The organism is Pseudomonas sp. MF6776 (genome assembly GCF_016613125.1).
GTDB classification, from domain to species: domain Bacteria; phylum Pseudomonadota; class Gammaproteobacteria; order Pseudomonadales; family Pseudomonadaceae; genus Aquipseudomonas; species Aquipseudomonas iridis.
Window position 1 is genome coordinate 1 of sequence record NZ_JAENSQ010000011.1, and the last position, 25,736, is coordinate 25,736.

The 25,736-nt window shown below is 59.4% G+C and carries 16 protein-coding genes and 1 pseudogene; 9 read left to right on the forward strand and 8 right to left on the reverse strand.

Annotation, left to right across the window (positions count from 1 at the left end):
- Positions 1–165: 165 nt before the first annotated feature.
- The 8 genes from JJD74_RS14570 to JJD74_RS14605 all read left to right on the forward strand — a co-directional run bounded on the left by JJD74_RS14570 (position 166) and on the right by JJD74_RS14605 (position 10,792).
- A complete protein-coding gene (locus JJD74_RS14570) occupies positions 166–1,047 on the forward strand; it encodes an EI24 domain-containing protein (protein WP_200614980.1) in 882 nt (293 codons plus the stop codon).
- A 34-nt stretch (positions 1,048–1,081) separates the two neighbouring features.
- On the forward strand, positions 1,082–1,960 hold the full coding sequence (gene prmA, locus JJD74_RS14575) for a 50S ribosomal protein L11 methyltransferase (RefSeq protein WP_200614982.1): 879 nt from the start codon (positions 1,082–1,084) through the stop codon (positions 1,958–1,960).
- Between the two features lie 30 nt (positions 1,961–1,990).
- Complete coding sequence (locus JJD74_RS14580) at positions 1,991–3,253, forward strand: DUF3426 domain-containing protein (RefSeq protein ID WP_200614984.1); 1,263 nt, start codon at positions 1,991–1,993, stop codon at positions 3,251–3,253.
- Between the two features lie 185 nt (positions 3,254–3,438).
- Positions 3,439–4,449: a tRNA dihydrouridine synthase DusB gene (gene dusB, locus JJD74_RS14585; protein WP_042557469.1), complete on the forward strand. Its 1,011-nt coding sequence runs from the start codon at positions 3,439–3,441 to the stop codon at positions 4,447–4,449.
- Positions 4,446–4,766 carry a DNA-binding transcriptional regulator Fis gene (fis, locus tag JJD74_RS14590; RefSeq protein WP_003221275.1) on the forward strand — a complete coding sequence of 107 codons (321 nt, stop codon included), beginning with the start codon at positions 4,446–4,448 and terminating at the stop codon, positions 4,764–4,766. The genes dusB and fis overlap by 4 nt, the downstream gene beginning before the upstream one ends.
- A gap of 82 nt (positions 4,767–4,848) precedes the next feature.
- Positions 4,849–6,456, forward strand: a complete 1,608-nt coding sequence (gene purH / locus JJD74_RS14595; protein ID WP_200614986.1) for a bifunctional phosphoribosylaminoimidazolecarboxamide formyltransferase/IMP cyclohydrolase — start codon at positions 4,849–4,851, stop codon at positions 6,454–6,456.
- Positions 6,457–6,622: 166 nt separating this feature from the next.
- Positions 6,623–7,918 carry a phosphoribosylamine--glycine ligase gene (gene purD, locus JJD74_RS14600; RefSeq protein ID WP_042557467.1) on the forward strand — a complete coding sequence of 432 codons (1,296 nt, stop codon included), beginning with the start codon at positions 6,623–6,625 and terminating at the stop codon, positions 7,916–7,918.
- A 99-nt stretch (positions 7,919–8,017) separates the two neighbouring features.
- Positions 8,018–10,792, forward strand: coding sequence for a hybrid sensor histidine kinase/response regulator (locus tag JJD74_RS14605; protein WP_200614989.1), 2,775 nt, complete (start codon positions 8,018–8,020; stop codon positions 10,790–10,792).
- A 5-nt stretch (positions 10,793–10,797) separates the two neighbouring features.
- Here the strand turns inward: JJD74_RS14605 and JJD74_RS14610 are convergent, their stop codons facing one another.
- From JJD74_RS14610 to JJD74_RS14620, 3 genes are read right to left on the reverse strand one after another with little or no spacing between them, the layout of a single operon-like run.
- Positions 10,798–11,439: a hypothetical protein gene (locus JJD74_RS14610; RefSeq protein ID WP_200614991.1), complete on the reverse strand. Its 642-nt coding sequence runs from the start codon at positions 11,437–11,439 to the stop codon at positions 10,798–10,800.
- The gene (locus JJD74_RS14615; RefSeq protein WP_200614993.1) at positions 11,424–12,137 is read right to left on the reverse strand and encodes a hypothetical protein; all 714 of its coding nucleotides are present in this window, start codon (positions 12,135–12,137) and stop codon (positions 11,424–11,426) included. Before JJD74_RS14615 ends, JJD74_RS14610 begins: the two co-directional genes overlap by 16 nt.
- Positions 12,138–12,194: 57 nt before the next feature.
- Positions 12,195–12,983, reverse strand: coding sequence for a hypothetical protein (locus tag JJD74_RS14620; protein ID WP_200614995.1), 789 nt, complete (start codon positions 12,981–12,983; stop codon positions 12,195–12,197).
- 231 nt (positions 12,984–13,214) lie between these two features.
- On the opposite strand from JJD74_RS14620, the gene JJD74_RS14625 reads away from it, so the two are divergent.
- Entirely contained in the window at positions 13,215–13,808 is a 594-nt protein-coding gene (locus JJD74_RS14625) for a MarC family protein (protein WP_042557462.1), read from the forward strand.
- A 56-nt stretch (positions 13,809–13,864) separates the two neighbouring features.
- On the opposite strand, the gene JJD74_RS14630 is transcribed toward JJD74_RS14625, so the two are convergent.
- The 5 genes and pseudogenes from JJD74_RS14630 to cobG form a co-directional block, all read right to left on the reverse strand.
- The gene (locus JJD74_RS14630; RefSeq protein WP_200614997.1) at positions 13,865–21,007 is read right to left on the reverse strand and encodes a TcdA/TcdB pore-forming domain-containing protein; all 7,143 of its coding nucleotides are present in this window, start codon (positions 21,005–21,007) and stop codon (positions 13,865–13,867) included.
- Positions 21,008–21,313: 306 nt separating this feature from the next.
- Positions 21,314–23,011 carry a precorrin-3B C(17)-methyltransferase gene (cobJ, locus tag JJD74_RS14635; protein WP_200614999.1) on the reverse strand — a complete coding sequence of 566 codons (1,698 nt, stop codon included), beginning with the start codon at positions 23,009–23,011 and terminating at the stop codon, positions 21,314–21,316.
- The gene (locus JJD74_RS14640; RefSeq protein ID WP_390896383.1) at positions 23,011–23,745 is read right to left on the reverse strand and encodes a precorrin-2 C(20)-methyltransferase; all 735 of its coding nucleotides are present in this window, start codon (positions 23,743–23,745) and stop codon (positions 23,011–23,013) included. The genes cobJ and JJD74_RS14640 overlap by 1 nt, the downstream gene beginning before the upstream one ends.
- The gene (locus tag JJD74_RS14645; RefSeq protein ID WP_042557460.1) at positions 23,742–24,368 is read right to left on the reverse strand and encodes a precorrin-8X methylmutase; all 627 of its coding nucleotides are present in this window, start codon (positions 24,366–24,368) and stop codon (positions 23,742–23,744) included. The genes JJD74_RS14640 and JJD74_RS14645 overlap by 4 nt, the downstream gene beginning before the upstream one ends.
- Positions 24,361–25,673, reverse strand: a pseudogene (cobG, locus tag JJD74_RS14650) (precorrin-3B synthase). Before cobG ends, JJD74_RS14645 begins: the two are co-directional and overlap by 8 nt.
- Between the last annotated feature and the right edge of the window lie 63 nt (positions 25,674–25,736).

The following is a 25,736-nucleotide window of genomic DNA, read 5'->3' on the forward strand; positions in this document are numbered from 1 at the left end:
CCATGCCACCCCCTTACACAAATTACATGGATTATACTATTTACCTATATGGCGGAAAGATCAAGAAAAAGCCACCCGAAGGTGGCTTCTTATCAAAATTACGCACTTTTACGTGCTATATGTAACACACTGCGGCCTTTTCTCATTCTGCAAGGACGCAAAACGATGACACTAAAAACCCGCTGCCAAGCCATTGGCAGTGCCTTCGGCGAAGCCATGACCTGCCTGGCCCTGGCATTACGCTCCAGCCTGCGCACCGGCATCCTGTTTCGCTCGAGCCTTCTGTGCCTGCTGGCTTTCGGCCTGTGGACCTGGCTGTTCTATAACCACTTCGAACTGATCAGCGTGGCCTCCGGCTACCTCTCGGTGTTTATCGTCGCCGGCGGTGCGGTGCTGGGCTTTATCCCCACCGGCAGTCTGGGGCTGGGACTCGGAGGTGTAGGGGCCGGCGGCGGTTTCACCGGGATGGCCAGCGGCGCCGGCGCTCTTGGCATGCTGTTGGTTTATGCGGCCCTGCTGACACTGGCGGTGATCGCCCTGTTATATCTCATCCTGATTGTGCTGAGCATCCGCCTGGCCATGCGCTGGGTGCTGATGGGTAGCCTGCGTGAGCGCGCCCTTGAGCAATACCCACACCTGACACAGCGGACACGCGGATCTTCGGAGTTGCTCAGCGGCGCACGCTACTACCTCGCCCCGTGGTTGGGCCTGGGTATCGGGCCGCTGCTGTGTCTACTGGTTCCGCTGATCAATGGCGTACTGCTGATCGCGCTGCTGGCATACCTGAATGTGCGTTTTCTCAGTGCCCCCGCGCTCTCGGGCATCGCCAGTGGCAGCGAACAACTGCAAGCCGTCCGGCAGCAACGAGGCGCGATGATTGCCTTCGGCCTGCTAATCTTTCTGATCGCACTGGTGCCGGTACTCAATTTGCTGGTCCCTGCGCTACTGGGTGCTGGCTCTTGCCATCTGGCCTATCGCGGGATGGACCGCGCACAAAGCCCGGCTGGCGTGGCCTGCGCACCTCAAGTAAGCTTGCCGCCCCTGTAAAGGTCCATTTTTTCAGCGTCTTCGAGGTTCCGCCATGCCCTGGTTACAAGTCCGTCTCGCCATCACCCCGCAACAGGCCGAGACCTACGAAGACGCTTTCCTTGAAGTGGGCGCTGTTTCGGTGACCTTCATGGACGCCGAAGACCAGCCGATCTTCGAGCCGGAACTCAACACCACACCCCTGTGGGCACACACTCACCTGCTGGCCCTGTTCGAGGGCGGCACCGAGCCTGCCCCGGTGCTGGCCCACCTCGAATTGCTGACCGGTAGCCCGCTGCCCGAGCACCACAGCGAAATTATCGAAGACCAGGATTGGGAACGCAGCTGGATGGATGGTTTCCAGCCAATGCGTTTCGGCCAGCGTCTGTGGATCGTCCCGAGCTGGCATGCCGCGCCCGAGCCTGACGCAGTCAACCTGCTGCTGGATCCGGGCCTGGCGTTCGGCACCGGCACCCACCCGACCACCGCGCTGTGCCTGGAATGGCTCGACGGTCAGGACCTCAAAGACTGCAACGTGCTGGATTTCGGCTGCGGCTCGGGGATTCTGGCCATCGCCGCCCTGCTGCTCGGTGCCAAGGAAGCCGTCGGCACCGACATTGACGTGCAGGCGCTGGAAGCCTCGCGCGACAACGCCGGGCGCAACAATATCGCCGATGAGCTGTTCCCGCTGTACCTTCCGCAAGATCTGCCGCAGGTCAAAGCCGACGTGCTGGTCGCCAACATCCTCGCCGGCCCGCTGGTTTCGCTGGCACCGCAATTGTCCAGCCTGGTCAAATCCGGCGGGCGTCTGGCGCTGTCGGGCATCCTCGCCGAACAAGGTGATGAAGTCGCTGCTGCCTACGCTCAGGACTTCGATCTCGACCCGATCGCCAATCGCGATGGCTGGGTGCGCATCACCGGGCGTCGGCGCTAGAATGGCCGCCTGCATAATCCGGATCGCCGCATGACCGACAGCTTCGTCACTCAGTGCCCGCATTGCCAAACCAGTTTCCGCGTCAGCCACGCTCAATTGAGCGTGGCCCGCGGGGTGGTTCGCTGCGGCTCCTGCCTGCAAGTGTTCAACGCCGCCAAACAGCTGCTTGAGCAGCACGCGGGCAAGGATGCGGTGACGCCGGTTGCACCCGCCAATGCCGAACAACTGCCGGTTGCACCACCGCCGGTGGTTGAATCGCCCGCGGTCGTCGAGCCACCCGTCACCCGCGCCATCAGCCAAAAGCAATGGAGCGCCTCGGAGCTGGACCTCGACAGTCTCGACCTGGACGAAGAACTCGCCCGCCTCGAACAACGGGAAATCCAGCCGACCACCGAATTCGGTCGCCCGCGCGAAGACTCCCTGAGTGCCCGCCGCGACAGTCCGGAACCGGATGAAGCGGTCTGGCCCGACAGCCTGTTCAGCCAGCCTGCCGATGAGAGAGCAGAGCCTGAAGCCGAACCGCAAGTGATCGAGGATCCGATCAAACCCGCACGCACCGAGCCCTCGCTGTCGCTGGAGCCGGTGGATCTGGATGATGAACCGGCGATCCCGCAGTTGCGCCTGCACGATCCAATCGATCCGAATGCCCGCCGCGAACGCTTGTCCGCCAGTGACGACAGCGATGACGATCTGCCATTGCTCGAACCGCAGCGCAAAAAACGTGAGCGCGCAGACTCCGGCGTACGCGCCGAAGTCTTGCAGGACCTGACTGACGACCCGCTGCAACTGGACTGGCAAAAGCGCCGCTCACCCTGGGCCCGTCGCCTGCTGTGGCTGGTGTTGGTGTTGCTCGCCGCTGGCGGCCTCGCCGCCCAGTACATCAGCTACCATTTCGACGAACTGGCGCGGCAGGATCAATACCGGCCATGGTTCCAGCAAGTCTGCCCGCAAATCGGCTGCACGGTGCCGTCCAAGGTCGACATTGCCAGAATCAAAAGCAGCAACCTGGTCGTGCGCAGCCATCCGGAGTTCAACGGCGCGCTGGTAGTCGACGCGATCATTTATAACCGCGCAACGTTCTCCCAGCCGTTTCCTTTGCTGGAGCTGCGGTTTGCCGACCTCAACGGCCACCTGATCGCCAGTCGGCGCTTCAAACCCGGCGAGTACTTGAGCGGCGATCTCGAAGGTTTGGCGGAGATGCCGCCACAAACGCCGATCCACATCGCGCTGGATATTCTCGATCCAGGCCCTAAAGCGGTGAATTACAGCCTGAGTTTTCACTCGCCCGAGTGAATCGCTTCATCGTTTCTGAATTGACGGCAATTTTCTGACTTCGCGCCGGGCTACCGAACCGCTGGCGATAAGAAAATAACTGTTCAGATTTTGTTCAATTCAGCCTTTATCCAGTCATCGAGAGCGGGTATCATGCCAACCCTTTTTCGAACTCTCATGATCCGGCCCCACTTCAGGGAAGTCCTATGTCGGCGGTACGCATCGGCCCATATACATTACAGAACGGCTTGATTCTCGCCCCGATGGCGGGGGTCACCGACCAGCCCTTTCGTCAGCTTTGCAAGCGTTTGGGCGCAGGGCTTGTGGTCTCGGAAATGGTCACCAGTGACATGAGCCTGTGGAACACCCGCAAGTCGCGCATGCGCATGATCCACGAAGGCGATCCCGAGCCACGCTCGGTGCAGATTGCCGGTGGTGATGCACAGATGCTGGCAAATGCGGCCCGCGCCAACGTCGAACTGGGCGCACAGATTATTGATATCAACATGGGTTGCCCGGCAAAGAAGGTCTGCAACAAGGCCGCCGGCTCCGCGTTGTTGAAAGATGAAGCACTGGTGACCGAGATCCTGCAGGCCGTCGTGGCTGCGGTTGATGTGCCGGTCACCCTGAAGATCCGCACTGGCTGGGATCGCGACAACAAGAACGGACTGACTGTGGCGAAGATCGCCGAGCAGGCCGGGATCACCGCGCTGGCAGTGCATGGCCGCACTCGCGCCGATCTTTATAAAGGTGAAGCCGAGTACGACACGATTGCCGCGATCAAGCAGGCCGTGTCGATCCCGGTGTTTGCCAATGGCGATATTGATTCGCCGGAAAAGGCCCGTTACGTGCTCGACGCGACCGGTGCCGATGGCCTGTTGGTAGGCCGAGCCGCCCAAGGGCGGCCATGGATTTTTCGCGAGATCGATCACTTCCTGCGCACTGGCGAGAAATTGCCGGCACCGGAGCTGACCGAGGTGGAACACATTCTGCTAGAGCATCTGGCCGCACTTCACGCTTTCTATGGGGATGTGATGGGCGTGCGTATTGCTCGAAAGCATGTGGGCTGGTATCTCGCAACCTTGCCGGGCGCCAAGGAGTTTCGCGCCCACTTCAATCGTTTGGATGGTACGGAAACACAATGCGCCAACGTTCGGGAGTTCTTCGCCGAGCGTTACAAGAGCCTGACAGGGGACGAAGAAGGGGTGGCCGCATGACGATGATGACCGAGACTTTAGTGAGTGGAACAGCACCCGTGAGCGACAACGTGAATTTGAAACAGCACCTCAATACGCCGAGCGAAGAAGGTCAGACCCTTCGCGGGAGTGTTGAGAAGGCGCTGCACAATTATTTCGCCCACCTTGAGGGCGCGTCCGTCACGGATGTGTACAACCTTGTGCTCTCCGAAGTCGAGGCTCCCCTGCTCGAAAGCGTGATGAACTACGTCAAGGGCAACCAGACCAAGGCCAGCGAGCTGCTCGGACTCAACCGAGGCACGCTGCGCAAGAAACTCAAGCAGTACGATCTGCTGTAAGCATTCAATCAAACCAGAAAGGCGCCCGCGTAAAACCGGTCGCCTTTTTTGCTGACTTCCTTTGCTTTTGATGGAAATTGAGATGACCGACCAGACTACCCGCCTGCCGATCCGCCGCGCCTTGATCAGCGTTTCCGACAAGACCGGGATCCTCGAATTCGCCAAGGAGCTTGAAGCCCTGGGCGTCGAGATCCTCTCCACCGGCGGAACGTTCAAGCTGCTGCGCGACAACGGCGTTGCCGCAGTGGAAGTCGCGGATTACACCGGTTTCGCGGAGATGATGGACGGTCGGGTGAAGACCCTGCACCCGAAAATCCACGGTGGCATCCTCGGTCGTCGCGGTATCGACGACGCCATCATGAACGAACACGGCATCAAGCCGATCGATCTGGTAGCGGTCAACCTGTACCCGTTCGAAGCGACCATCAACAAGCCAGGTTGCGACCTGCCGACCGCCATCGAGAACATCGACATCGGCGGCCCGACCATGGTCCGTTCGGCAGCAAAAAACCATAAAGATGTCGCGATCGTGGTCAACGCCAGCGATTACGCCAACGTCCTCGAAAACCTCAAGTCCGGTGGCCTGACCTACGCTCAGCGTTTCGACCTGATGCTCAAGGCGTTCGAACACACCGCCGCCTACGACGGCATGATCGCCAACTACATGGGCACCGTGAACCAGGCCGCTGAAACCCTCAGCACGCAAGGTCGCAGCGAATTCCCGCGCACCTTCAACAGCCAGTTCATCAAGGCTCAGGAAATGCGCTACGGCGAGAACCCGCACCAGAGCGCGGCGTTCTATGTGGAAGCCAAACCTGCCGAAGTCGGCATCGCTACCGCGACCCAACTGCAAGGCAAAGAGCTGTCGTACAACAACGTGGCCGACACCGACGCTGCGCTGGAATGTGTGAAGAGCTTCGTCAAGCCAGCCTGCGTGATCGTCAAGCACGCCAACCCGTGCGGCGTTGCGGTGAGCCCAGACGCCGAAGGCGGCATCCGTCAGGCCTACGAACTGGCTTACGCTACCGACACCGAATCGGCGTTCGGCGGCATCATTGCCTTCAACCGTGAACTGGATGCCGAGACCGCCAAAGCGATCGTCGAGCGTCAGTTCGTTGAGGTGATCATCGCCCCTTCCGTGAGCGAAGAAGCCCGGGCCATCGTTGCCGCCAAAGCCAACGTGCGCCTGCTGGCCTGTGGCGAGTGGTCGGCTGACCGCGCTGCCGCGTGGGACTACAAGCGCGTCAACGGCGGCCTGCTGGTGCAAAGCCGCGACATCGGCATGATTGGCAGCGAAGACCTGAAAGTCGTGACCAAGCGCGCGCCGACCGAACAGGAAATCAACGACCTGATCTTCGCCTGGAAAGTGGCCAAGTACGTCAAATCCAACGCGATCGTCTACGCCAAGAACCGCCAGACCATCGGTGTCGGCGCTGGCCAGATGAGCCGCGTAAACTCCGCACGAATCGCTGCGATCAAGGCTGAACACGCGGGTCTGCAAGTGGCGGGGTCGGTAATGGCATCGGACGCGTTCTTCCCGTTCCGCGACGGTCTGGACAATGCGGCCAAGGTCGGCATCACTGCGGTGATCCAGCCAGGTGGCTCGATGCGTGATGCTGAAGTGATTGCCGCTGCCGATGAGGCAGGGATTGCGATGGTGTTCACAGGTATGCGCCACTTCCGCCATTGAAGCAGCCACAAGTTTCAAGCTGAAAGCTGCAAGAAAGAGCAGACAGGTGTCGCTCCCTCTTGCAGGTGCAGCCTTATTAATTCAAAGCACAAGCTGTAAATGAGCGCCACGCAGTCGCTCCAACTTGCAGCTTGTAGCTTGCAGCTTTCTCCGAAGGAGTCTCTCTTTGAATGTTTTGATCATTGGCAGCGGTGGCCGTGAACACGCTCTGGCCTGGAAAGTGGCTCAGGATCCGCGCGTGCAGAAGGTTTTCGTTGCCCCGGGCAACGCCGGTACGGCGATTGAAGCCAAGTGCGAGAACGTCGCCATCGACGTGCTGGCCCTTGAGCAGCTTGCCGATTTCGCCGAGAAAAACGTTTCCCTGACCATCGTCGGCCCGGAAGTGCCGCTGGTGGCTGGCGTTGTCGACTTGTTCCGTTCCCGTGGCCTGGACTGCTTCGGTCCGACCGCTGGCGCTGCACAGCTGGAAGGCTCGAAGGCGTTCACCAAGGACTTCCTGGCGCGCCACAAGATCCCGACCGCCGACTACCAGAATTTCACCGAGATCGAGCCAGCCCTGGCTTATCTGCGTGAAAAAGGCGCACCGATCGTGATCAAGGCCGATGGCCTGGCCGCCGGTAAAGGCGTGATCGTTGCCATGACCCTGGCTGAAGCCGAAGACGCCGTGCGCGACATGCTTGCCGGCAATGCTTTCGGCGATGCCGGTTCGCGCGTGGTCATTGAAGAATTCCTCGACGGCGAAGAAGCCTCGTTCATCGTCATGGTTGACGGCAAGAACGTCCTGCCGATGGCCACCAGTCAGGACCACAAACGCGTCGGCGACGGCGACAGCGGCCCGAACACCGGCGGCATGGGTGCTTACTCCCCTGCCCCGGTAGTGACCGCCGACGTGCACAAGCGCGTGATGGACCTGGTGATCTGGCCGACCGTGCGCGGGATGGCCGATGAAGGCAACGTCTACACCGGTTTCCTCTATGCCGGTCTGATGATCGACAAGGCCGGCAACCCGAAAGTCATCGAGTTCAACTGCCGTTTCGGTGATCCGGAAACCCAACCGGTGATGCTGCGTTTGCAGTCGAGCCTGGTGCTGTTGGTTGAAGCTGCCCTGGCGCAAGCGCTGGACAAGGTCGAGGCGCAGTGGGATCCACGTCCGAGCGTTGGCATCGTGCTGGCCGCTGGCGGCTACCCGGGCGACTACGCCAAAGGCGCCGCGATCAACGGTCTGGACGCTGCGGCAAGCCTGGAAGGCAAAGTCTTCCACGCCGGCACTGCGCTGAAAGATGGCCAGGTCGTAACCGCCGGTGGTCGCGTACTCTGCGCCACCGCAATGGGCGCCAGCGTCAGTGATGCGCAACAGCAAGCCTACAAGCTGGCGGCCGCGATCGACTGGGAAGGCAGCTTCTACCGCAAGGACATTGGCTACCGCGCCATTGCCCGTGAACGTGGCGAAACCCAGGAATAAGCTGTCCATGAAGTCCGGCGAGGGATACCGCTCCTCGCCGGGCTGTTCCGCCGCCGCGCGTCGTTATACTCTGGCATCAACCTAAGAAGGGATTTCGCCGTGCGCTGGCTCAGGATTGCCATAAGCTTCACCGTCACGTTGCTGACCTTGCTCTGCATGCTCCCGGCCCAGGCCACGCAAGGCAGTGGCTGGTCGGTATTGCTCGACGATCAGGGCAATCTGCAACTGAGCGATATCCGCTCAGCCCGTTACACCAACCAATTCAGCCCCATCGACCTTGACCGCCTCACCGCGGCCGAGCCCGAGGGAGCACTGTGGCTGCGCTTCAGGCTCGCGCCCGGCAAGCACGAACAAGTGCTGCGGATCTTCGCCCCGGACCTGTCACACCTCAATCTGTACGTGCTCGACGGCGACCAACTGATCGAGCAACGCAACACCGGCACCGACCAACCCCAGGCTGAACGGCCGCTACCGAGCAGCGACTTCATGCTGCCGCTGCCGCAAAGTAGCAAGCCTCTCGACGTCTACGTGCGGCTGGTTTCCGACCATCAGTTACGCCCGCACATCACCCTGCAATCGGCGGTCATGAGCGCGGCCGACCAGAACCAGACACTGATCTTCGGCCTGCTGTTCGGCTGCCTCGCCATGCTGTTGCTGCACAATCTCGTGCGCTACGCCTACTCCCGTTCACGCAGCAGCCTGTGGCTGGCGATCTGCGAGGGTCTGTTGGGACTCAGCCTGTTGCTGTTGCTCAACCTCGCCGGCCCCTGGCTACCTAACTGGCATGCGATCCAGACGCCCGGAGCTTATCTCGCGTTGCTGCTGACCGCGCCGGCCGGTTTGATGTTTGCCCTGCGCTTCTTCGCCCCGCTGGGCCCGCATCCGCTGAACAAACTGTTGCTGGGCGACATTCTGTTCATCGTGACGTGCAGCTTGCTGCTGTTGTTCGTCAACACCTTGCCCCTGAACATCATCACTTACGCGCTGGTGGCACTCGCCGGTCTGAGCATGTTGTTCGTCGCGTTCTATCACTGGCAGAAGGGCTACCGCCCGGCGCGGTTGTTTGTTGCTGCCATGGTGGTGTTCAACATCGGTACGCTGATCATTCTTCCGGCATTGCTGGGCCTGACACTGGTCGCGCCGCAAGGCCTGATCATGACGTTGATGGTGTTTATCTGCATCAGCGGGCTGTTGATGAGCATTGCGCTGGGCGAGCGTCAACGCAGCATCACCGAAAGCCGTTTCAGCATCAGTCGCGACCTCGCCGCAAGCAACGCCGAGATCAACGCCAAAGCCGAATTCCTCGCCAAGATCAGTCACGAGATTCGCACGCCAATGAACGGCGTGCTGGGCATGACCGAGTTGCTGCTCGGTACCCCGTTGTCGGTCAAACAGCGCGATTACGTGCAGACCATCCACAGTGCCGGCAACGAACTGCTGACATTGATCAACGAGATTCTCGACATCTCCAAACTCGAATCCGGGCAGATCGAACTGGACGACGTGCAGTTCGATCTCAACGCGTTGATCGATGACTGCCTGAGCATCTACCGCGCCAAGGCCGAACAGCAGAACGTCGAGTTGATCAGCTTCATTCAGCCGCAAGTGCCGCGGGTGATCAGCGGCGACCCGACCCGTCTGCGCCAGACCCTGCTGAGTCTGCTGGAAAACGCCCTGAAAAAAACCGACGAAGGCGAAGTGCTGATCGTCGTCGCCCTCGATGAGCGCAGCAGCAAACCGCGCCTGCGCATCGCCGTGCAGGACAGCGGCCAGCCGATGGAGCAGGAAGAGCGTGACGCGCTGATGCACGCCGAGCTGCACAGCAAGCATTTCCTTTCGGCCAATCGACTGGGTGGCAATCTGGGCCTGGTGATCGCGCGGCAACTGATCCGGTTGATGCAGGGTGAATTCGGCATCAAAAGCGGCACCAATCAGGGCAGCACCCTGTGGCTGACGCTGCCGCTGGACCCGGATCGCCTTGAACACCCGACCTCCGACCTCGACAGCCCGTTGCAAGGCGCGCGGGTGTTGGTGGTCGATGACAACGACACCTGTCGCAAAGTGCTGGTGCAGCAATGCAGTGCCTGGGGCCTGAACGTCAGCGCCGTGCCGTCGGGCAAGGAAGCGCTGGCGCTGCTGCGCACCAAGGCGCACCTGCGTGATTACTTCGATGTGGTCCTGCTCGATCAGAACATGCCCGGCATGACCGGCATGCAACTGGCGGCCAAGATCAAGGAAGACCCGAGCCTGAACCACGACATCCTGTTGATCATGCTCACCGGCATCAGCAACGCGCCGAGCAAGATCATCGCGCGTAACTCGGGGATCAAAAGGATTCTGGCCAAACCGGTGGCCGGGTATACGCTCAAGACCACCCTCGCGGACGAACTCAACCAGCGCAACAAAGGCCAGGTGGTGTTCCAGCCGCAAGTGGTGACCGCGGCCACCGTGGCCAAAGTGCCGAGCGATTTCCGCATCCTCGTTGCCGAAGACAATACGATTTCGACCAAAGTGATTCGCGGCATGCTCGGCAAGCTCAACCTGCAACCCGACACCGCCAGCAACGGTGAGGAAGCACTGCAAGCGATGAAAGCCCAGCGTTACGACCTGGTGTTGATGGACTGCGAGATGCCAATCCTCGACGGTTTCTCCGCAACTCAGCAATTGCGCGCGTGGGAAGTCAGCAACCAACGCATCCGCACGCCGATCGTCGCGTTGACCGCGCACATTCTCGCCGAGCACAAGGAGCGCGCACGCCAGGCCGGAATGGACGGGCACATGTCCAAACCGGTCGAGCTGTCGCAATTGCGCGAATTGATCGAGCATTGGGTGGCCCAACGTGATCAACAGAACCGCACGGCGTCGACCTTCTGATTCGCTCAGATCTCCAGACTGCTCAGGTAGTTGAGCGAGCCGGTCAGCACCGACTTTTTGACCCTATCCCGAAACTGGGCGTAATGAAGGGTGTTGAACGTGATGGCGGCGATCTGTTCGACGCTGTTGTGGATGAGTGTCTCGTCTTCGCCAAACAGAAATCCCGAGACCTGTCGCCTGATCCTGAACTGACGATGGTAGATGCCCATCTCAACCTTGTTCGGGCCGCTCATGACGCAGGGAATTATCTGAAAGTAACCGGCATCGCCACGAATGCTCGTGGACTCGAACCGTTTGAGCGCCAGGGTATTACGCTCAATTGCCAGCAGCGCACGACGCATTGGCTCGGAAAATTCCTCGCCCATGATGGTTGAGATCCGTTGCGTCGCCTGGCCGGCCATCAGACTGTTGCGTGATGGCGTCAGGGTCTGTGGTTTCGGCACATCCCAACCGATAAACCTGAGTACCTTGCAGTAGTACTCAAACCAGTCAGTCGCTAGCCCGTCCTCAATTGCCGCGCGTGTCGCCATTTGTGCATGAGCGGTGCTCATGTAGATGTCATCTCGATGGGGCGTCGGCACACCGCTGGCGAATGCGACAACACTGGCGCCCACCACGGCGGCCTGAGGTGTCACGGGATCCGACATGACTTCACCTCCGCTGGCAGGGTCAACGTCGCAACATTGCCCGCAAGCCTGTCCCTGACTTTCACAGCAATCGCCGCACGCACAGGACCGTAGAGCTGTTCAACAAGGGTTTCACACGCGTGATGCACATGAACCAAACCGTGCAAATCATCAGATTGATACGACGGCTGGAATGGATTGGGGCTCAATACTTTTCGCGTCTTGAACTCGACATACGCACTGGTAATCGAGGTGGGAGATTTCGCGTCTATCACCAGCAAACGTACACTCGTCAACGGAGCTGACACTTTGGCTGGCGCAGGCTCAACTAATGCTTGCATGTGACTTCGCAGCAGTTGGAGCGCCGGCTCTTTGTCCGGCAACTTTGCAATTCGCGCCAGAACCGCGGCGATTGTATGGGCGTCACCTAATGCACCGTGATTCAACATAGCGGTAAACACATTTGGCACGAGTTCTTCTGTGTTGTGTCTGAACCCCCATGTCTGATGCGCCTTTTCTGGACGTAACCAGTAGGCATCGAGTACTTCCATATAGGCGTCATACCAGATTAACCCAGGCGTTTTTTCAATCTTTTTATTAGCTACCAGTTGTGCAAGCAAGATCGAGTTGATCAGATCATCGTAAGCCGCCGCACCATCAACTTCAGGCACAAGCACAATGGAATTTCCCACCACCATCGTCAAACATTCGTCGACCATGTCACCCTCCCGAATATAAAAAAGGGCAGCCGACCCCGACCGCCCTTCCAGCACTGATTAAATCTCGAACTCTTCGATTTTAGAAAGTGCATTCAGACCCAACTTGGTGCGTATATAGTCGCGAGTCGCATTGGCGGTATCCGTATTTTTTTCAAATACGGTCTCGCCCCGATACATTTTCACGTTACGAACATCCACATCGACGAACAGCACTTTGTCCGACGTATTGCGGCGCTGAAAACGAACTGCACCGACAGCCATCAAGGGCACACCATTTACTTCGGTGCAGGCTCCGGTCGAGATGCCACCCACGCCGTTATTCAAAAGGTTTCGCTCATACAGCGTTAAGGCGGTCTCACGTTTGCTCAGTGCTGCAATTGCATCGGTTGCCACTTTCAGCATCAATGCACTAGTCGGACCGGGCAATGCCAGACCCGAGATAACCGAACCCAGAATTTCCAGTACCAGTTTGTCCATACGGACACTGGTACCGCCGACTTCAAGGTTATTGTAATAGATGCTGGTAGAAGACCAGCCCGCTTTGTTCATCACGTCACGGAACAACAAGTACCAATCCTGGCCCTGGTCTTCCCGCGGATACTTTTTGTTCGCTACCAGACTTGCGAAAAGATAGGCATTTTGTGCATCGGTTCGATTTACCTCACTGAGATAACCCGTAAAGGTCAAAATACCTTCACCAACGATAGAGGCTTTTTCCGGCACCACAACAGTAACGCCCGATGAAAAACTGCGGCTACGAATAGCAGGCATGTCACCAACATCATATTGCTGAATATCGCTCAAACACTTATCAACAAACGCCTTCTGCATTACCTGGTCACTCATCACGAATTCCTTATCATTATTAAAACAAGTCCTCATGAACTTGCGAGAGCAACCATAACCAGCCAATCAAGAACATACAAACCTGAACATGTAACACAATCATCAAGCAAACAAAACTACAACTAACTACCAAACAACAGCAACTCGAAACACTTTAAAAAGTCGCTACCGACAAAAACCTGAACGACTGATAGACTCCATTCCCACACTCTCCTGTCGTGAGCCCAAACCATGCTCCACGTGTTATTCAGCGTTTACCTGAAGATGCTGGTGCTCTACAGCCCGTTCTTCGTGTTGTCCTGCTTCATCAGCCTGACCCGTGGTTATTCGCGCAAGGAGCAACGGCGCCTGGCGTGGAAAGTGGCGATCGCTACCCTGGTTTCCAGCGTCCTGCTGTATTTGTTCGGGCGAGTGATCTTCGACGTGTTCGGCATCACCGTGGACGCGTTCAGGATCGGTGCCGGCAGCGTGCTGTTCATCTCGGCGCTGGGCATGGCGCAAGGCAAGTCGGTGGTGCAAACCGACAATGTGCAGCAGGATGTGACCATCGTGCCGCTGACCATTCCGTTGACCGTCGGCCCCGGCACTATCGGCGCCTTGTTGGTCATGGGCGTCAGCCAGCCACACTGGGACGACAAACTCACGGCGATCGTGAGCATTGCGCTGGCCAGTTTCACCGTCGGCGTGGTGCTGTACCTGTCGAACCGCATCGAGCGGATTCTCGGCGATCAGGGTTTGCAGATTGTCAGTCGTTTGATGGGACTGTTTGTGTGCGCACTGGCGGCGCAGATCATCTTTACCGGGATCAAGGGTTATCTGGGGTAAAAAGGGTCGTGAGCTGATCCGCTCACGACCCTTCGTGTTCAGTTTGCCGTGAAATGTCAGGTGATCTTTTCAACGACTGCTTTGAGCGTGGCAACCCCTTGGTCATTTTTGGTTTGTGAAATGGCGCTCAGCCATTGTTCGACCGGGAATGCGCAATGCTCGTCTGCAACTCTGACGCTTATCTGCATCGACATGCCCGGTTTGCCCTCTTCGGGTATGACATGTCGCACGATCAGACTGTGTGCGTTGTCCGGATCGGTGAACACCAGTTGCCCATCAACCTGCGACATCAGCAGGCGCTCATTGCCAGCCATGTCCAGAACCAGCGTGCCCTCACCGGCGACTTGCCGGGCGGATGGCCGGCGACTATCAACCACAATGCAATCCAGGCGCTGCCACGCGTCATCCAGGATCCGGTAGCTTGACGTCTGCGCACCAAAAGCCAGTACCAACGTGTTGATCCCGTCCGGCAGCAGCGCCACGAGATCGATGACCTCGCCACTCACTTCAAGCGACAGCAACTCCCCTTCACGCTGTGCGTAACTGCCCGCCAGCCAGATGTCCTTCTGCGCACCACGGCTGAAAATCAAGCCGTCCACCGGATCGAACAGCAGCGGCACCGACTCATCGCGATTCCCCAGAAACACCGCCCACTGCCCGTCGGCACGACCGGTAACATCGAACAGCCGGTCCAGTTGCGGCACGTAGTACGTGTAGCGACCCGCATGACGTTTGATTGGCAGGAACGGCGCGTGGTTTTGCTTGTTCAATAGTGCTCGCAAGCGCTCCTGCAACTGTTCGGGACGTTGGCCGGCCCCATCCGACCATTTGTTTTCGAAACTGATAATGCGTGCAGGCTGCTGATCTATCAGTTCCAGGTTGACGCCTTCGCGGGTTTGTCCGATCAGGCCTTGGCCGTCCATCAGCACTTGGGTAAAGGACCATTGCGACCAAACCATTTCCGCATCTGGCAAATGCTCCGGATGTAACAGGCGACTGCCACCGGCAAACGCCCGACGCAGTGCCTCGATATTCGTCAGAGGCTGGCGATAGAGCCGTCCCCAAATATCCATCAACCACGCGGCCTGTTTGTCAGGGGTCAGTCCAACCAGATCCAGCTCCGTGGTACCAGCGATTTTGGCCAGCAAGAACTTGTCGTCGACGCACCACATTGCCAGCGAATGTGTGCCGCCGACATTTTCCAGACCATTGATCGAGAACGGCGCAGTTTTCCACGTTTCGGCAAGCGCCGGTAAAGCGGCGAGCCAATCCGTATGTTTGTGCAACCACTGCGTCCCGACGCCCACAAACTTCATCACGCCTTGCTTGTTGACCTCGAACAACAGGCCGTCTTCCCGGGTGGCGATGAAACGCTGAGCGAATTGGCTGACATCGATGACGTCGGTTGCGATAACTTGCGAGTCATCCGTTCCGGCCCCCCGCTGCAGCAGTCCGGCGCTTTTGCTGTAGAACAGCGGGAGATCACCCAGACCTGCATCCCAAACCAGCATCTTCGTATCCAGATCGAGGCCACTGGCACGGTCTAACTGGAAATGCAGACCATCGGCCAGACGAATCCAGCCAACATCTCGAACCTCTTGCTGGACGTGACCGCGTATCTGCACAAACTGAGCTGGCCGCCAAATGGCCAGGCCCGCCGCCATGCCGGGGGTGCTGTCGGCGTAGTCACGCGGCGTTTTGAAGCGATCAACCAATGAGCGCCAGTAACTGGCCGGCCGGCGCGGTGTGTAATCGCCCCAGGCAGCCGAAGTGTTGATGCACTCAAGCGTTACCGTGGACTCAGTCAGAAAATATTCAAAACCGGTCTCTACGCCGCTGTCGACCGCAAGCATCGTTTGCCGCACCCGAATGCCGCCGACAGTCTGTTCACAACCGACAATCCTTGAGCCACTGGCGGGATTCATCAACCGGTAGCGCTGGTTGACCGTGCCGGTGATCATGTCGACGCGCCAGACCGTCGCATGCTCGGGGTGATAGAACCAGGCGTGCCTGGCATCGACTGCCGCCAGTGTCACGCCATCATTGATGGCCTCAGGCAGGTTGCGCGCATACAACAACCGCGCGTTCGCCACGTCATAGTAGGCGGTGACGAACACCGGTTGGTTTGCCGCGCTCAGCGGCACCCTGAACTTGTTCAATGGCACATAAGCGGTGGCGACGCGTTGCTCTGCCGCCAGCATTCGAATTCGCGCCAGCACCGCTGCCTGCGAAGTTTCTCTGCCTATCGAAATTTGCAATGTAGAAGCATTGGCCAAGGCAGTGGGATGCTCCAGCGTGATGGACACCAGCATCAGCCGCACGGCTTTCCAGTCGAGACGGAACAACTCACCGTTCGCCAGCTCGATGAAATCCACATGACCTTCGATGCGAATCCCGTCGACGTTGAGCGACACGCCGTCAAAACCAACGCTTTTTTCGCTGGCCCACGGCGCATGAAGTATCCACTGCGTCGCCGCATAGTTGCGCAGGGAAACCGCAACAAGGCCCGGCGTCAGCCAGAGCTGACGCGTGCCTGGGGAGTGGCTGAAGATCTCGTAGGAAATGCACTGCTTCCACTCCTTCGGCAACTGCGGGACGACCAACTGACGGACATGTTCATCCAGCTGCACGTCTATGTTTGTCGGCTTATGGACCGGTAGCAGTTTGTAGAGGATGTGTTTCAGCGATGGAGTGCTGTACAGGTAAAACCGTTGGTTACCTTGTTTGTCATACTCCAACTTGTAAGCCGCACTGTTGCGTAACTGGGGATAGCGGGTATAGATGCCATCGTTGAAGCTGTCGACAATCGCTTCAAGGGCCACAGCAATAGGCGAACGGTATGAATACCAATGCGGCCCGGGGGCCTCACTCGAGGTACGCGGCGCAACCACCTCTCCTGGCTTTGGCACGTACTTGTGTCCCGTGCCCCCCAGTTGATACTCGTATCCGTAAAAGCAGACAGGCGTACACGGCAGCACGACCGTATGGCGATCGCCGGCTCGGCCCTTGTCGAGCGTCATGACTTCGGGCAGTTCGAATGCCTCCCGAATGTTGATGGCGCGGTGCATGTGCTCTGGGGCAGAGGTGGACTGTGGTAACTCCGACCAACTGCCCACCCACGGGTAAAAACTCTGGCTGTTGAACCGGACCTGATTATCTTGCAGATCAAGGCTCGTGATGACCGCCTCGGCCGGGAACTGCAAAACCCCGTGTTCGAGGGTATAGGCGCCGGGAGTGTAGGCATTCTGGATATCGCGCAGATGGTTGCCGACGGCCGTGGCCTTGTCCCGGATCTGCCCCAGATTGCTGGCGATGGCTGTCACGCCGATGCCGATACCGAGCAAAGGCACAGACAGGAAAGCCGCTGCCCCGCCAACGACGCCACCGGCCGCCAGCGCAACGATATCCAGCCCCAGCGCCGCCACGTTGAAGGCCAGCGACGTGGAAAACCTCGATCGCTGCTCATGGTTTTCGGCAATCGACAGGTTGTAAATATCGAACCCGATATTCGCCAAGGAAAATACGAAGCCGGCGCCAGTGGCAGCACGACCGGCCAAGCGCCCCGAAACCGAGGTCTGTTTCAGCGCTTGCTCGGCAGCCGACACCTGTTGCACCAGCCGGGCGATCTGCACCACATCGCTGACCACGCCGAAACCCAGCTGTGCATAGTTCACATACACCTGAACCTGAAGGGCAATCGCCAATGTCGGCATCTGTCCTTCACCGTCCTGGTAATCCCGTTGGCGCATTTCGGTAATCAGCGTCTGAATCGCAAAGGCAAAACTCAAGCGGCTCCCGCCGTCGGCTTCACCCGCATGGGTGGGCTCGCCGGCCAGGGTTTTCACCAGTCGCTGAAGGTGGTGCCTGATCTTGCTGAACCGCGCGTCGGTGGTGGAAACCTTGAGTGTGTTCTGCGGGTGAAGAACGTCAGCCATGGTCAGCGAGTAACCCGCCTCCGGCGTTTTTTCGACGGTGTCCAGCAACGGCAGATATTCACGTCCCAGTTTGTATTCGGCACGCAAAAGGTCGGTGGCCTGGGCAAATTCCTGCGTCCAGTAACGAGCATCCAGCTGCGCCAGACTGGACCCCATTCGAGCGTTTTCACTCAAGGAGCGGGTGCGCCCGAGCGCCTGCTTTTCCCAGACCGAAACACCTTGAACATCCGTAATCGCCTGATTTTTCAGAAAGCTGTCGAGTCGCAGATTCGAAGAAAGCACTGTGTCGGCAATCTTCGTGGTGTTCAGTTCGGTCACATTGAATTGTGCTTTGGCGATGTCGCCCAGACCGTAAAGCCTGGCCATCGCGCCGTTTCCGGCACTCAAGTAGAGCGCCATGCCCAGCGACAACTGTTGCGCCCCGGCAAAGCCGAAAATCGCGAAGTTGGGGTCGTAAAAACGAAAAACCGGCGTGTCGCCCTGCATGACTTTGGCCACCAGCAACGCGTGATTACCGGTATCGAGCAGCATGACGGCGGGTGCCGTTTTCGCTTGCAGCATCTGCACGACAGCCTCAACCCCCTGCAGACCGTGCGCGGTTCCGTGATCGGTGACTGGCGTTTGATGCAGCTCATCCAGCGCCAGCAGCAACGCTCGGGAATCAGCGTCAGCCGGTGTCTTGCCAGCGTTGGCAACACGCCCGATCAGTGCCCGCTCGGCCGCATCGCCCTGGGCCAGAGCCGACGCCGTCAGCAGGGCCAGCGGATAGCAACGCCGGCCGGGATCGCCCGCGGTGTTCATCAGCAGATCCTGCGGCATTTGCCGGGTGGAAATGGCCCCGGCCTTGAAAAACAGTTCACGCACCTGACCGCCGCGCTGAAGGATTTGCCCGCGGTATTCACGTTGCGCAGTGCGGCTGATCTGCTCGATCCGTTCATGCCATCTGTTCAGCGTCAGCGGCTCGGTCAAGGCGAGCACCTTGAGCTCCCGCGTGGTGTGCGTGTCAGGCTGGCCGCGCGGCACTGGTGCGCTTTCGTTGTCTGCAGACTGGCGCTGACGCACGGCGTTCTCGATGGCGTTGTAGCGAGCGAACACACCGCCTTCCGAGGTTTGCCTAGCGATATTCGACACTTGCTGCCAAGCGTCGACGAATCCCGCGTCACCCAGGCTCGTGGCGCCGAAGATGCCACCCAGTATCACCCGCAGCATCGGGCTCAAGTGCTCAGGGTGGAGCGAGCCGTGGGCGACGTGGGTAAACAGTTCATTCAGGTTGCTGGTGAGCTCGACGCCATGGGATGCGGGAATCTGGGTGTCGGATTGCGCGATGATTTGCTGACGCGTTTCAAAATCAATGGTGAAGGCTGTGTCGAAGGTGAAGTCACCGCTCAACTTGTCCTTCATCACGCGAATGAAGGAACCGCCCAGTTCATCCATCAAGTGTTGCAATACCGAAGTCAGCAACACCGGTTTGCCTTCGATCACCGGCCAGCCTTGCTTGAACGTCAGGGTCTTTTGCTTCAGCAGGTCAGCCAATTGGCCGGCGTAACGCGCTTTCAGTTGTCCGGTTTGCCATTTTTCCTGCTCTTTAGCCAGCCATTGCTCGGGGTCGTCGTTGACGGTCCAGCCGGAGATCCTTTCCTCTTCCGTGACATCGTTATAGCCTTCGAGCAACTGCAGGTGATGGCTTATCTGATCAATCTGATCGGGCATCAGTTGCTGCTCGATGTACTGGGTCAGCCCCGAACTTGCGGCACCGGGACCGGTAAGAGTGACGGTGCCTCTCGCGCCGATTCGAATGCCGTCCGCGTAGTAGCTACCAATGGCATCAATGAGTTTGTACGCACGAAAAAGCGCGTCTGATTCAGGCAGTTTGCCCCGCGCCTGCATTTCATTGACCACGTCTTGAATTACATCAAATAACCGACCTTCATCCGCTGTGTCGATTCCGGCTTCAATGGAACGGCGCTCTACTTCCTGCAGACAATCATAATTCACCCGGATCATCTGCAAATACGCCATGGTCATGGCACTGCCCGGATGAGCAATGAAGTGAGCATTGACTTGCCCATTCTTCGAAAAGCCATGGAGCGTGCCGAGGCGAAGAGCGTCTAACGGGGCAGAGCGATCTTGCGGTGCAACAAAGATTTCATGAGCGGCGGGTTTGCTGCGCGCGAATGTGGTTAACGCCTCTGCATACTGAACAGGAATTTCTCCGGTAATGTCTTTGTAGCGAACTGCGTCGCGACCCGGCATCAACGCTTCGTTGTGATCCAGTAAAAGTTTCAGAACCCAAAGTTGCTGGTTGACATCAAAACCACTGATATCCACGCCACCCAACTTGCTGGCCAACGGTGGCAAGTAATCCATGTCACTGTAACGGCCACCTTCCAGATGCACGGCCTGCAAACGCACGACATCGCTCGCCGCTGCAAAGTTACCGCGCATGGCGATTTCGCGCTGATAGACATCCTGTAAAAAGTGCCCGGCGAACTCTTGGCGAACATCTCGCAATTGCAGGTCGGGACCGACTATTGCCAAATGCGTTTCCAGGCGTCGTTGGCGAAGGGCTTCGAGCGTCGATCGATCCATGCCGTAGGCGCGGACCATCAGGTCAATACGCGCATCATCTGCCCTGCCGCGCCACTGCGGTTGTTCGATGTACGCGAACATCTGCTGTTTCAACACCCGCGCCCGTTCCTCGATCATCTGCGACAACCGGGTGGATTTGGTGGCTTTATCGCCTCCCGATTCCATCGCATCAGCTCGTGCACTTTCGAGAATTACCCGATTCATCTCATGCGCCAACATTGCATCGCTGTCGTACCAGAGATTGAACTTGTATTCCTGAGACTTCAGCACCTCGCGCCAGATGTTCATATAGTCACGCTGGATACCGCCGACTTCACCACCGCCCACCCAGACAAAGTGCATGATTTTCGGCACGGGTTTGCCTACTCCAGCAAGCAGGTCCGCCGTCGCTGAAAGCCTCGCGATGTATTGACTCAATTCGGACTGAATCCGATTGATCGCCACGGGGGCGGATGGCCTGCTTTGGCTCAGTAATGACCCAAGCTTCTCCTGAAACAGCTTCACCGCCAGCAGCTTTTCGGCGGCATCGACGGTTTGACTGGCAACTTCATGAAGCGCAATCAGCGCCGCATATTCCGTAGAGCCGGCAAGCTCGACCAACGCCTGTTGCAGTACTAAAAAATCTTCCGCCGAAACAAACCCACTCTTGTTTGTAGAACTATTCAAAGTCCCCATCAGCCTTCATCCTTGAATCAATAGTTAATAGATCAAACAAAACTATTGATTAAGTCGGACGAGCTCAAATATCAAAAAAAACAATCAGTGTCGCGTGCAACATCGATCAACATTCAAACTGCATAACGGTAGGATCCAGCGACAAGTTCATCCGCAATACTTTCACCTGCAAACGCACAAGGCCGCGAACCCAAAGGGGTCGCGGCCTGGTTTTAGTTATCGCACTTTAAAATTGAAAGTATTAACCCAATGTCACGCCAACTGTAAGTTACTTACAACTTACCTCCGTGATCAACGGGCGACTGTTCAAGAAATCGGCTTTTCACCATACCAACGTGGCGTATAAACCCATTCCCCTCCTCCAGCCCGCGCAAAAGTGCAAGTAGTGGAGGAACCGATCAACACCATGGTGCGCATGTCCACCTGGTCCGGCATCAAAGCGCCGAGAGTCGTGGTGCGCAGGGTCTGCCCCGGCCGCCCGATGTCACGTCCCAGCACCACAGGGGTTTGCGGTGTGCGATGTTGCGCGACGATTTCCAGGGCCCGCCCCAGTTGCCACGGACGGGCGCGCGAGATCGGGTTGTAGAACGCCAGCGCCAGATCCGCCTGCGCGGCCAGGTCGAGACGCTTCTCGATGATCGACCACGGTTTGAGGTTGTCCGACAGCGACATCACACAGAAGTCATGGCCCAGCGGCGCGCCTGCCTGGGCAGCGGTGGCGAGGGACGCTGAGACGCCCGGGAGGATTTCCAGATCGACACGGTGCCACGCCGGATCATCGGACTCGTGCAACGCTTCGAGCACCGCCGCCGCCATGGCGAATACGCCCGGATCGCCGGACGACACCACGATCACCGAACGGCCCTCGGCCGCCAGTCTGAAGGCGTGGCGGGCGCGCTGCATTTCTTCGCGGTTGTCGGTGCAATGCTGCACTTGATCGTCGCGGAACGGGCCGGCCATGCGCACGTAGGTTTCATAGCCGAGCACGTCGGTGGCGCGAGCCAGTTCCGCTTTTACCGCAGGCACCATCAGTTCGGCAGCGCCGGGGCCAAGGCCAATCACAGCAAGACGACCGCGCGGGCGACCGATGTGCGCGACGTCCAGTGGCTGCTCGGCGACAACGATGGCCAGGCCGTTTTGCTCAATGATTTTGGCCTCTGGCACCGCAACGCGCGCCAGTGCGCCGATGTCGCTTTGCGCCGTGACAAACCGCAATGGCACATTCAGTTCAAGTGCGGCGTCGCGCAGGTTCGCCGAAGCCATCTCGGTATCAGCCGCCACCAGACAAGCCAACGCCTGAACCGCTACGTTCGCCTGCTGCAACGCCGCACGAATCACACTCGGCAAATCCGCCACGTCTGCGCTCACCGCCACCGCCACACTGCGCGGATAGATCAGCAACTCATTGGCACTCGCCGCACGCTCGGCACTGCCGACATGAATCGAACGCTGCGCCTGTGGATCTTCCAGCAGTTGCGCCTGATCCAGCCACGGCGCCGCGCCTTCGATGCGCACGCTATGCCCGGCCAGCAGATCGGAGACGAAGCGTTTACCCAGCTCCAGATCCGCCAGCGCGTAGCCGCTCGGAGGATTGAGCAGGCAGGTGCCAAAGCGCAGTTCGCCGCTGGTGGTGATCGCTGCCGCGACTTGCAGCCCCGCAGCGATCTCCCGCGCCATGACATTCACCCCGCCAAGGCCACCGAGCAACGGCACCACGGCGCTGCCGTCTTCGGCGACGGCCAGTACCGCAGGCTCGGCGCCTTTCTCCAGCAACAGCGGCGCCAGTGTGCGGATGACAATGCCGGCTGCGCACAGGGCAATGATCGGCGTGGCCTGCTGGTACAACTCGCGCAGGGTCGCGCCGAATTCCTGATACGTGCAGTCGGCGCCTTCGACACGACCGGCGAGACCGTGGATCTGCGCCGGATACACCTGCTGGATGCGCCGGGCAGTGGCCAGGCTACCCTGACCAAGAATGACAATCGCGGGAGTGGATGAAGTCATCAGCCTTGCCACCGTTCGCCGGGCACGATGATCAGCGAGAAGTACGGCGACGACATCGGCTCGACCTGGTCGATCGGCACGATCTTCTGATTGGCCATGGTCGCACGCTCGACGTACAGCGCCCGTTCGGCCAGGCCAAGTTCTTCCAGCACCTGCCGCACTTTGTGGAAATTGCGTCCCAGCTTCATGATCACTGCCGCGTCGGCATCGGCCAGACGTCGCTTCAATTCTTCATGAGGCAACACGCCGGAGAGCACCGACAAACTCTGATTGCGATACACCAACGGCGCGCCCAGCACCGACGCGCCGCCAAGCATCGAGCAAACACCCGGCACCACTTGCGCCTCATAGCGGGTGGCCAGTCGATCATGCAAATACATGTAGGAGCCGTAGAAGAACGGATCGCCTTCACAGATCACCGCTACGTCACGGCCGGCGTCCAGATGCGCCGCAATCGTCTCGGCGGCTTCATCGTAGAAATCACTGATCACCTGTTCATACGACAGCGGCGCCGGCAGCGCTTCGGTGGTCACCGGGTACACCAGCGGCAGCAGATTCTGCGCGTCCTGCAAGTGCGCTTCGATGATGCCGAACGCGTTGCCCTTCTTGCCCTTGGCGACGAAGTACGCCACCACCGGCGATTCGCGCAGCAGGCGCAAGGCCTTGACGGTGATCAGTTCCGGATCACCGGGGCCGACGCCCAGACCAATCAAACGTCCTTTGGCCTGCATCATTCGATCTCCGTCGCGAGGGCGTTGACCGCCGCAGCCGCCATGGCGCTACCGCCGAGTCGACCTTGCATGATCACAAACGGCACGCCACGGCTGTCGGCGGCCAGCGCCGCTTTCGATTCTGCCGCGCCGACGAAGCCCACCGGGAAGCCGAGAATCAGCGCCGGTTTCGGTGCGCCGGCATCGAGCATTTCCAGCAGATAAAACAGCGCGGTCGGCGCGTTGCCGATCACCACGACGCTGCCCTCCAGGTGCGGGCGCCACAGTTCCAGCGCGGCGGCGGAGCGGGTGTTGCCCAGTTCACGCGCCAACCCCGGCACGCTGTCGTCGCGCAGGGTGCAGATCACTTCATTGTTGGCCGGCAGGCGCGCGCGGGTCACGCCTTCGGAGACCATTCGCGCATCGCAGAGGATCGGCGCACCCGCGGCCAGCGCAGCACGTCCGGCCTTGCCCGCCCCCTCAGAGAATTGCAGACCGTCGATGGCCTCGACCATGCCGCAGGCGTGAATGACTCGCACCGCGAGTTTCTCCAGATCGGCGGGGATGCGCGCCAGATTGGCCTCGCTGCGAATGATCGCGAAGGAGTTGCGATAGATCTCCTGACCATCGCGGATGTAATCAAGCATCAAGGGGGCTCCGGGAGCGGGCGTCGGGCAAGCATCGATAAGGACTGCCGCGGCCGCTTCAATAGTAAGGTTGCGTGCGTGCAGCGTGCCGAAACCCGGCTGTGCTGCATCGCGAAAATAGAGGTCGTATTGACCGGCACTGACGGCCAGCAAGGTCGCCGGGGCACAGTGCGCGGCGGCGCACGAACGCGTGCAACCGGACAGGTGCACGCTTTGCGCTTGCGGCAGCAGCGTCGCCAACAGACGGGCATCGCTTTTGGTGTCGGCCAGGCCTTTGCCACAGCCGTTGGCGCCGGTGCAGGCGATCATTCTCGACAGTGGCTCAGCGGCATCGGTCAGCAGGTGCAGTTGTTTGAGGCCTTCGATCACCTGGTTTACGTCGGTCTGCGTCACGTTCGGCAGCAGCAGGCTTTGCCACGGCGTGAAACGCAGGCTGCCGTCGCCGAAACGACGAGCCAGTTGGGCTACACCGCGCAGCATGGTCGGGTCGAGGCGACCGAGTGGCGGCACGCCTGCGACGTAGACAAGGTTGTTGGTGTTTTGCGGATGAGGGCCGATGTGCAGATCGTCCGCAACCGGCAGACGTTGCCAGCCGCTGATCGCTTTGATCGGCAGGCGTGCTCTGAGCTGCTCAAGAAACGCCAGCATCGGCAGTTCATCGAGCAAATGGCGCATGCGCGTTTGCTCGGGCCGCGCCAGTTCGAGGAACAGCTCCAGCACCGCGACCACCAGCGCATGGCCATTTTCCAGCGTCACCGCCCCGACCGCGCGATCGGTCGGGCACCCGGCCAGACCAAACGCCAGCAACGTCTCGCCATCGCGCTCGAACGCCGACAACCACAGGTCGTGGGGATGTTCGAGCATCGCCAGCGCTTCACCGCCATCGAGTTGCACGGCGAACTTGGCGCTCAACTCGTGGAAACGTGGATGGCTTTGCAGCGTGTCGAGGATCTGCTGGGCGAGTGCGCGGGTGTCGAAGCGCATCTGCCGGTCGATCCCCGCGGTTGGGCTGAGCATCAGATTGCGCACATCATCGCCTGCGGCGGTGCGCGGCCCGAGTCCGGCAGCCAGCAAACTGTCGATCAGGGCAGCGGATTGCTGGCCGATGCCACGAATTTGCAGGTTGGCGCGATTGGTCGCCTCAATCGCCCCGCCAGCGAACTGCTCGGCGGCATTGGCCACCGCGTCAGCCTGATCGGCGCTGATTGAGCCGCCATCGAGCTTGATCCGGCAGATGCCCCCGTCCAGTGCCTGGACGATACGCAGCAACCCCGGGCAAGCCGAGGGGCGTATGGCGGTGGACATCGGGCGTTCGTTCAAGGGGCTGACCGGCTGCGTGGGAAAGGCGCTTCGCGGGCGAAGGCGCGG

Bases quoted from the DNA above. Each gene is read 5' to 3' on its own strand.
- JJD74_RS14645 (WP_042557460.1), bottom strand. From the start codon at position 24,368: ATGCTTGATTACATCCGCGATGGTCAGGAGATCTATCGCAACTCCTTC.
- JJD74_RS14615 (WP_200614993.1), bottom strand. From the start codon at position 12,137: ATGGTCGACGAATGTTTGACGATGGTGGTGGGAAATTCCATTGTGCTT.
- prmA (WP_200614982.1), top strand. From the start codon at position 1,082: ATGCCCTGGTTACAAGTCCGTCTCGCCATCACCCCGCAACAGGCCGAG.
- JJD74_RS14580 (WP_200614984.1), top strand. From the start codon at position 1,991: ATGACCGACAGCTTCGTCACTCAGTGCCCGCATTGCCAAACCAGTTTC.
- purH (WP_200614986.1), top strand. From the start codon at position 4,849: ATGACCGACCAGACTACCCGCCTGCCGATCCGCCGCGCCTTGATCAGC.
- JJD74_RS14570 (WP_200614980.1), top strand. From the start codon at position 166: ATGACACTAAAAACCCGCTGCCAAGCCATTGGCAGTGCCTTCGGCGAA.
- dusB (WP_042557469.1), top strand. From the start codon at position 3,439: ATGTCGGCGGTACGCATCGGCCCATATACATTACAGAACGGCTTGATT.
- JJD74_RS14620 (WP_200614995.1), bottom strand. From the start codon at position 12,983: ATGAGTGACCAGGTAATGCAGAAGGCGTTTGTTGATAAGTGTTTGAGC.
- JJD74_RS14630 (WP_200614997.1), bottom strand. From the start codon at position 21,007: ATGGGGACTTTGAATAGTTCTACAAACAAGAGTGGGTTTGTTTCGGCG.
- JJD74_RS14625 (WP_042557462.1), top strand. From the start codon at position 13,215: ATGCTCCACGTGTTATTCAGCGTTTACCTGAAGATGCTGGTGCTCTAC.
- cobJ (WP_200614999.1), bottom strand. From the start codon at position 23,011: ATGACTTCATCCACTCCCGCGATTGTCATTCTTGGTCAGGGTAGCCTG.
- JJD74_RS14610 (WP_200614991.1), bottom strand. From the start codon at position 11,439: ATGTCGGATCCCGTGACACCTCAGGCCGCCGTGGTGGGCGCCAGTGTT.
- JJD74_RS14640 (WP_390896383.1), bottom strand. From the start codon at position 23,745: ATGATGCAGGCCAAAGGACGTTTGATTGGTCTGGGCGTCGGCCCCGGT.
- fis (WP_003221275.1), top strand. From the start codon at position 4,446: ATGACGATGATGACCGAGACTTTAGTGAGTGGAACAGCACCCGTGAGC.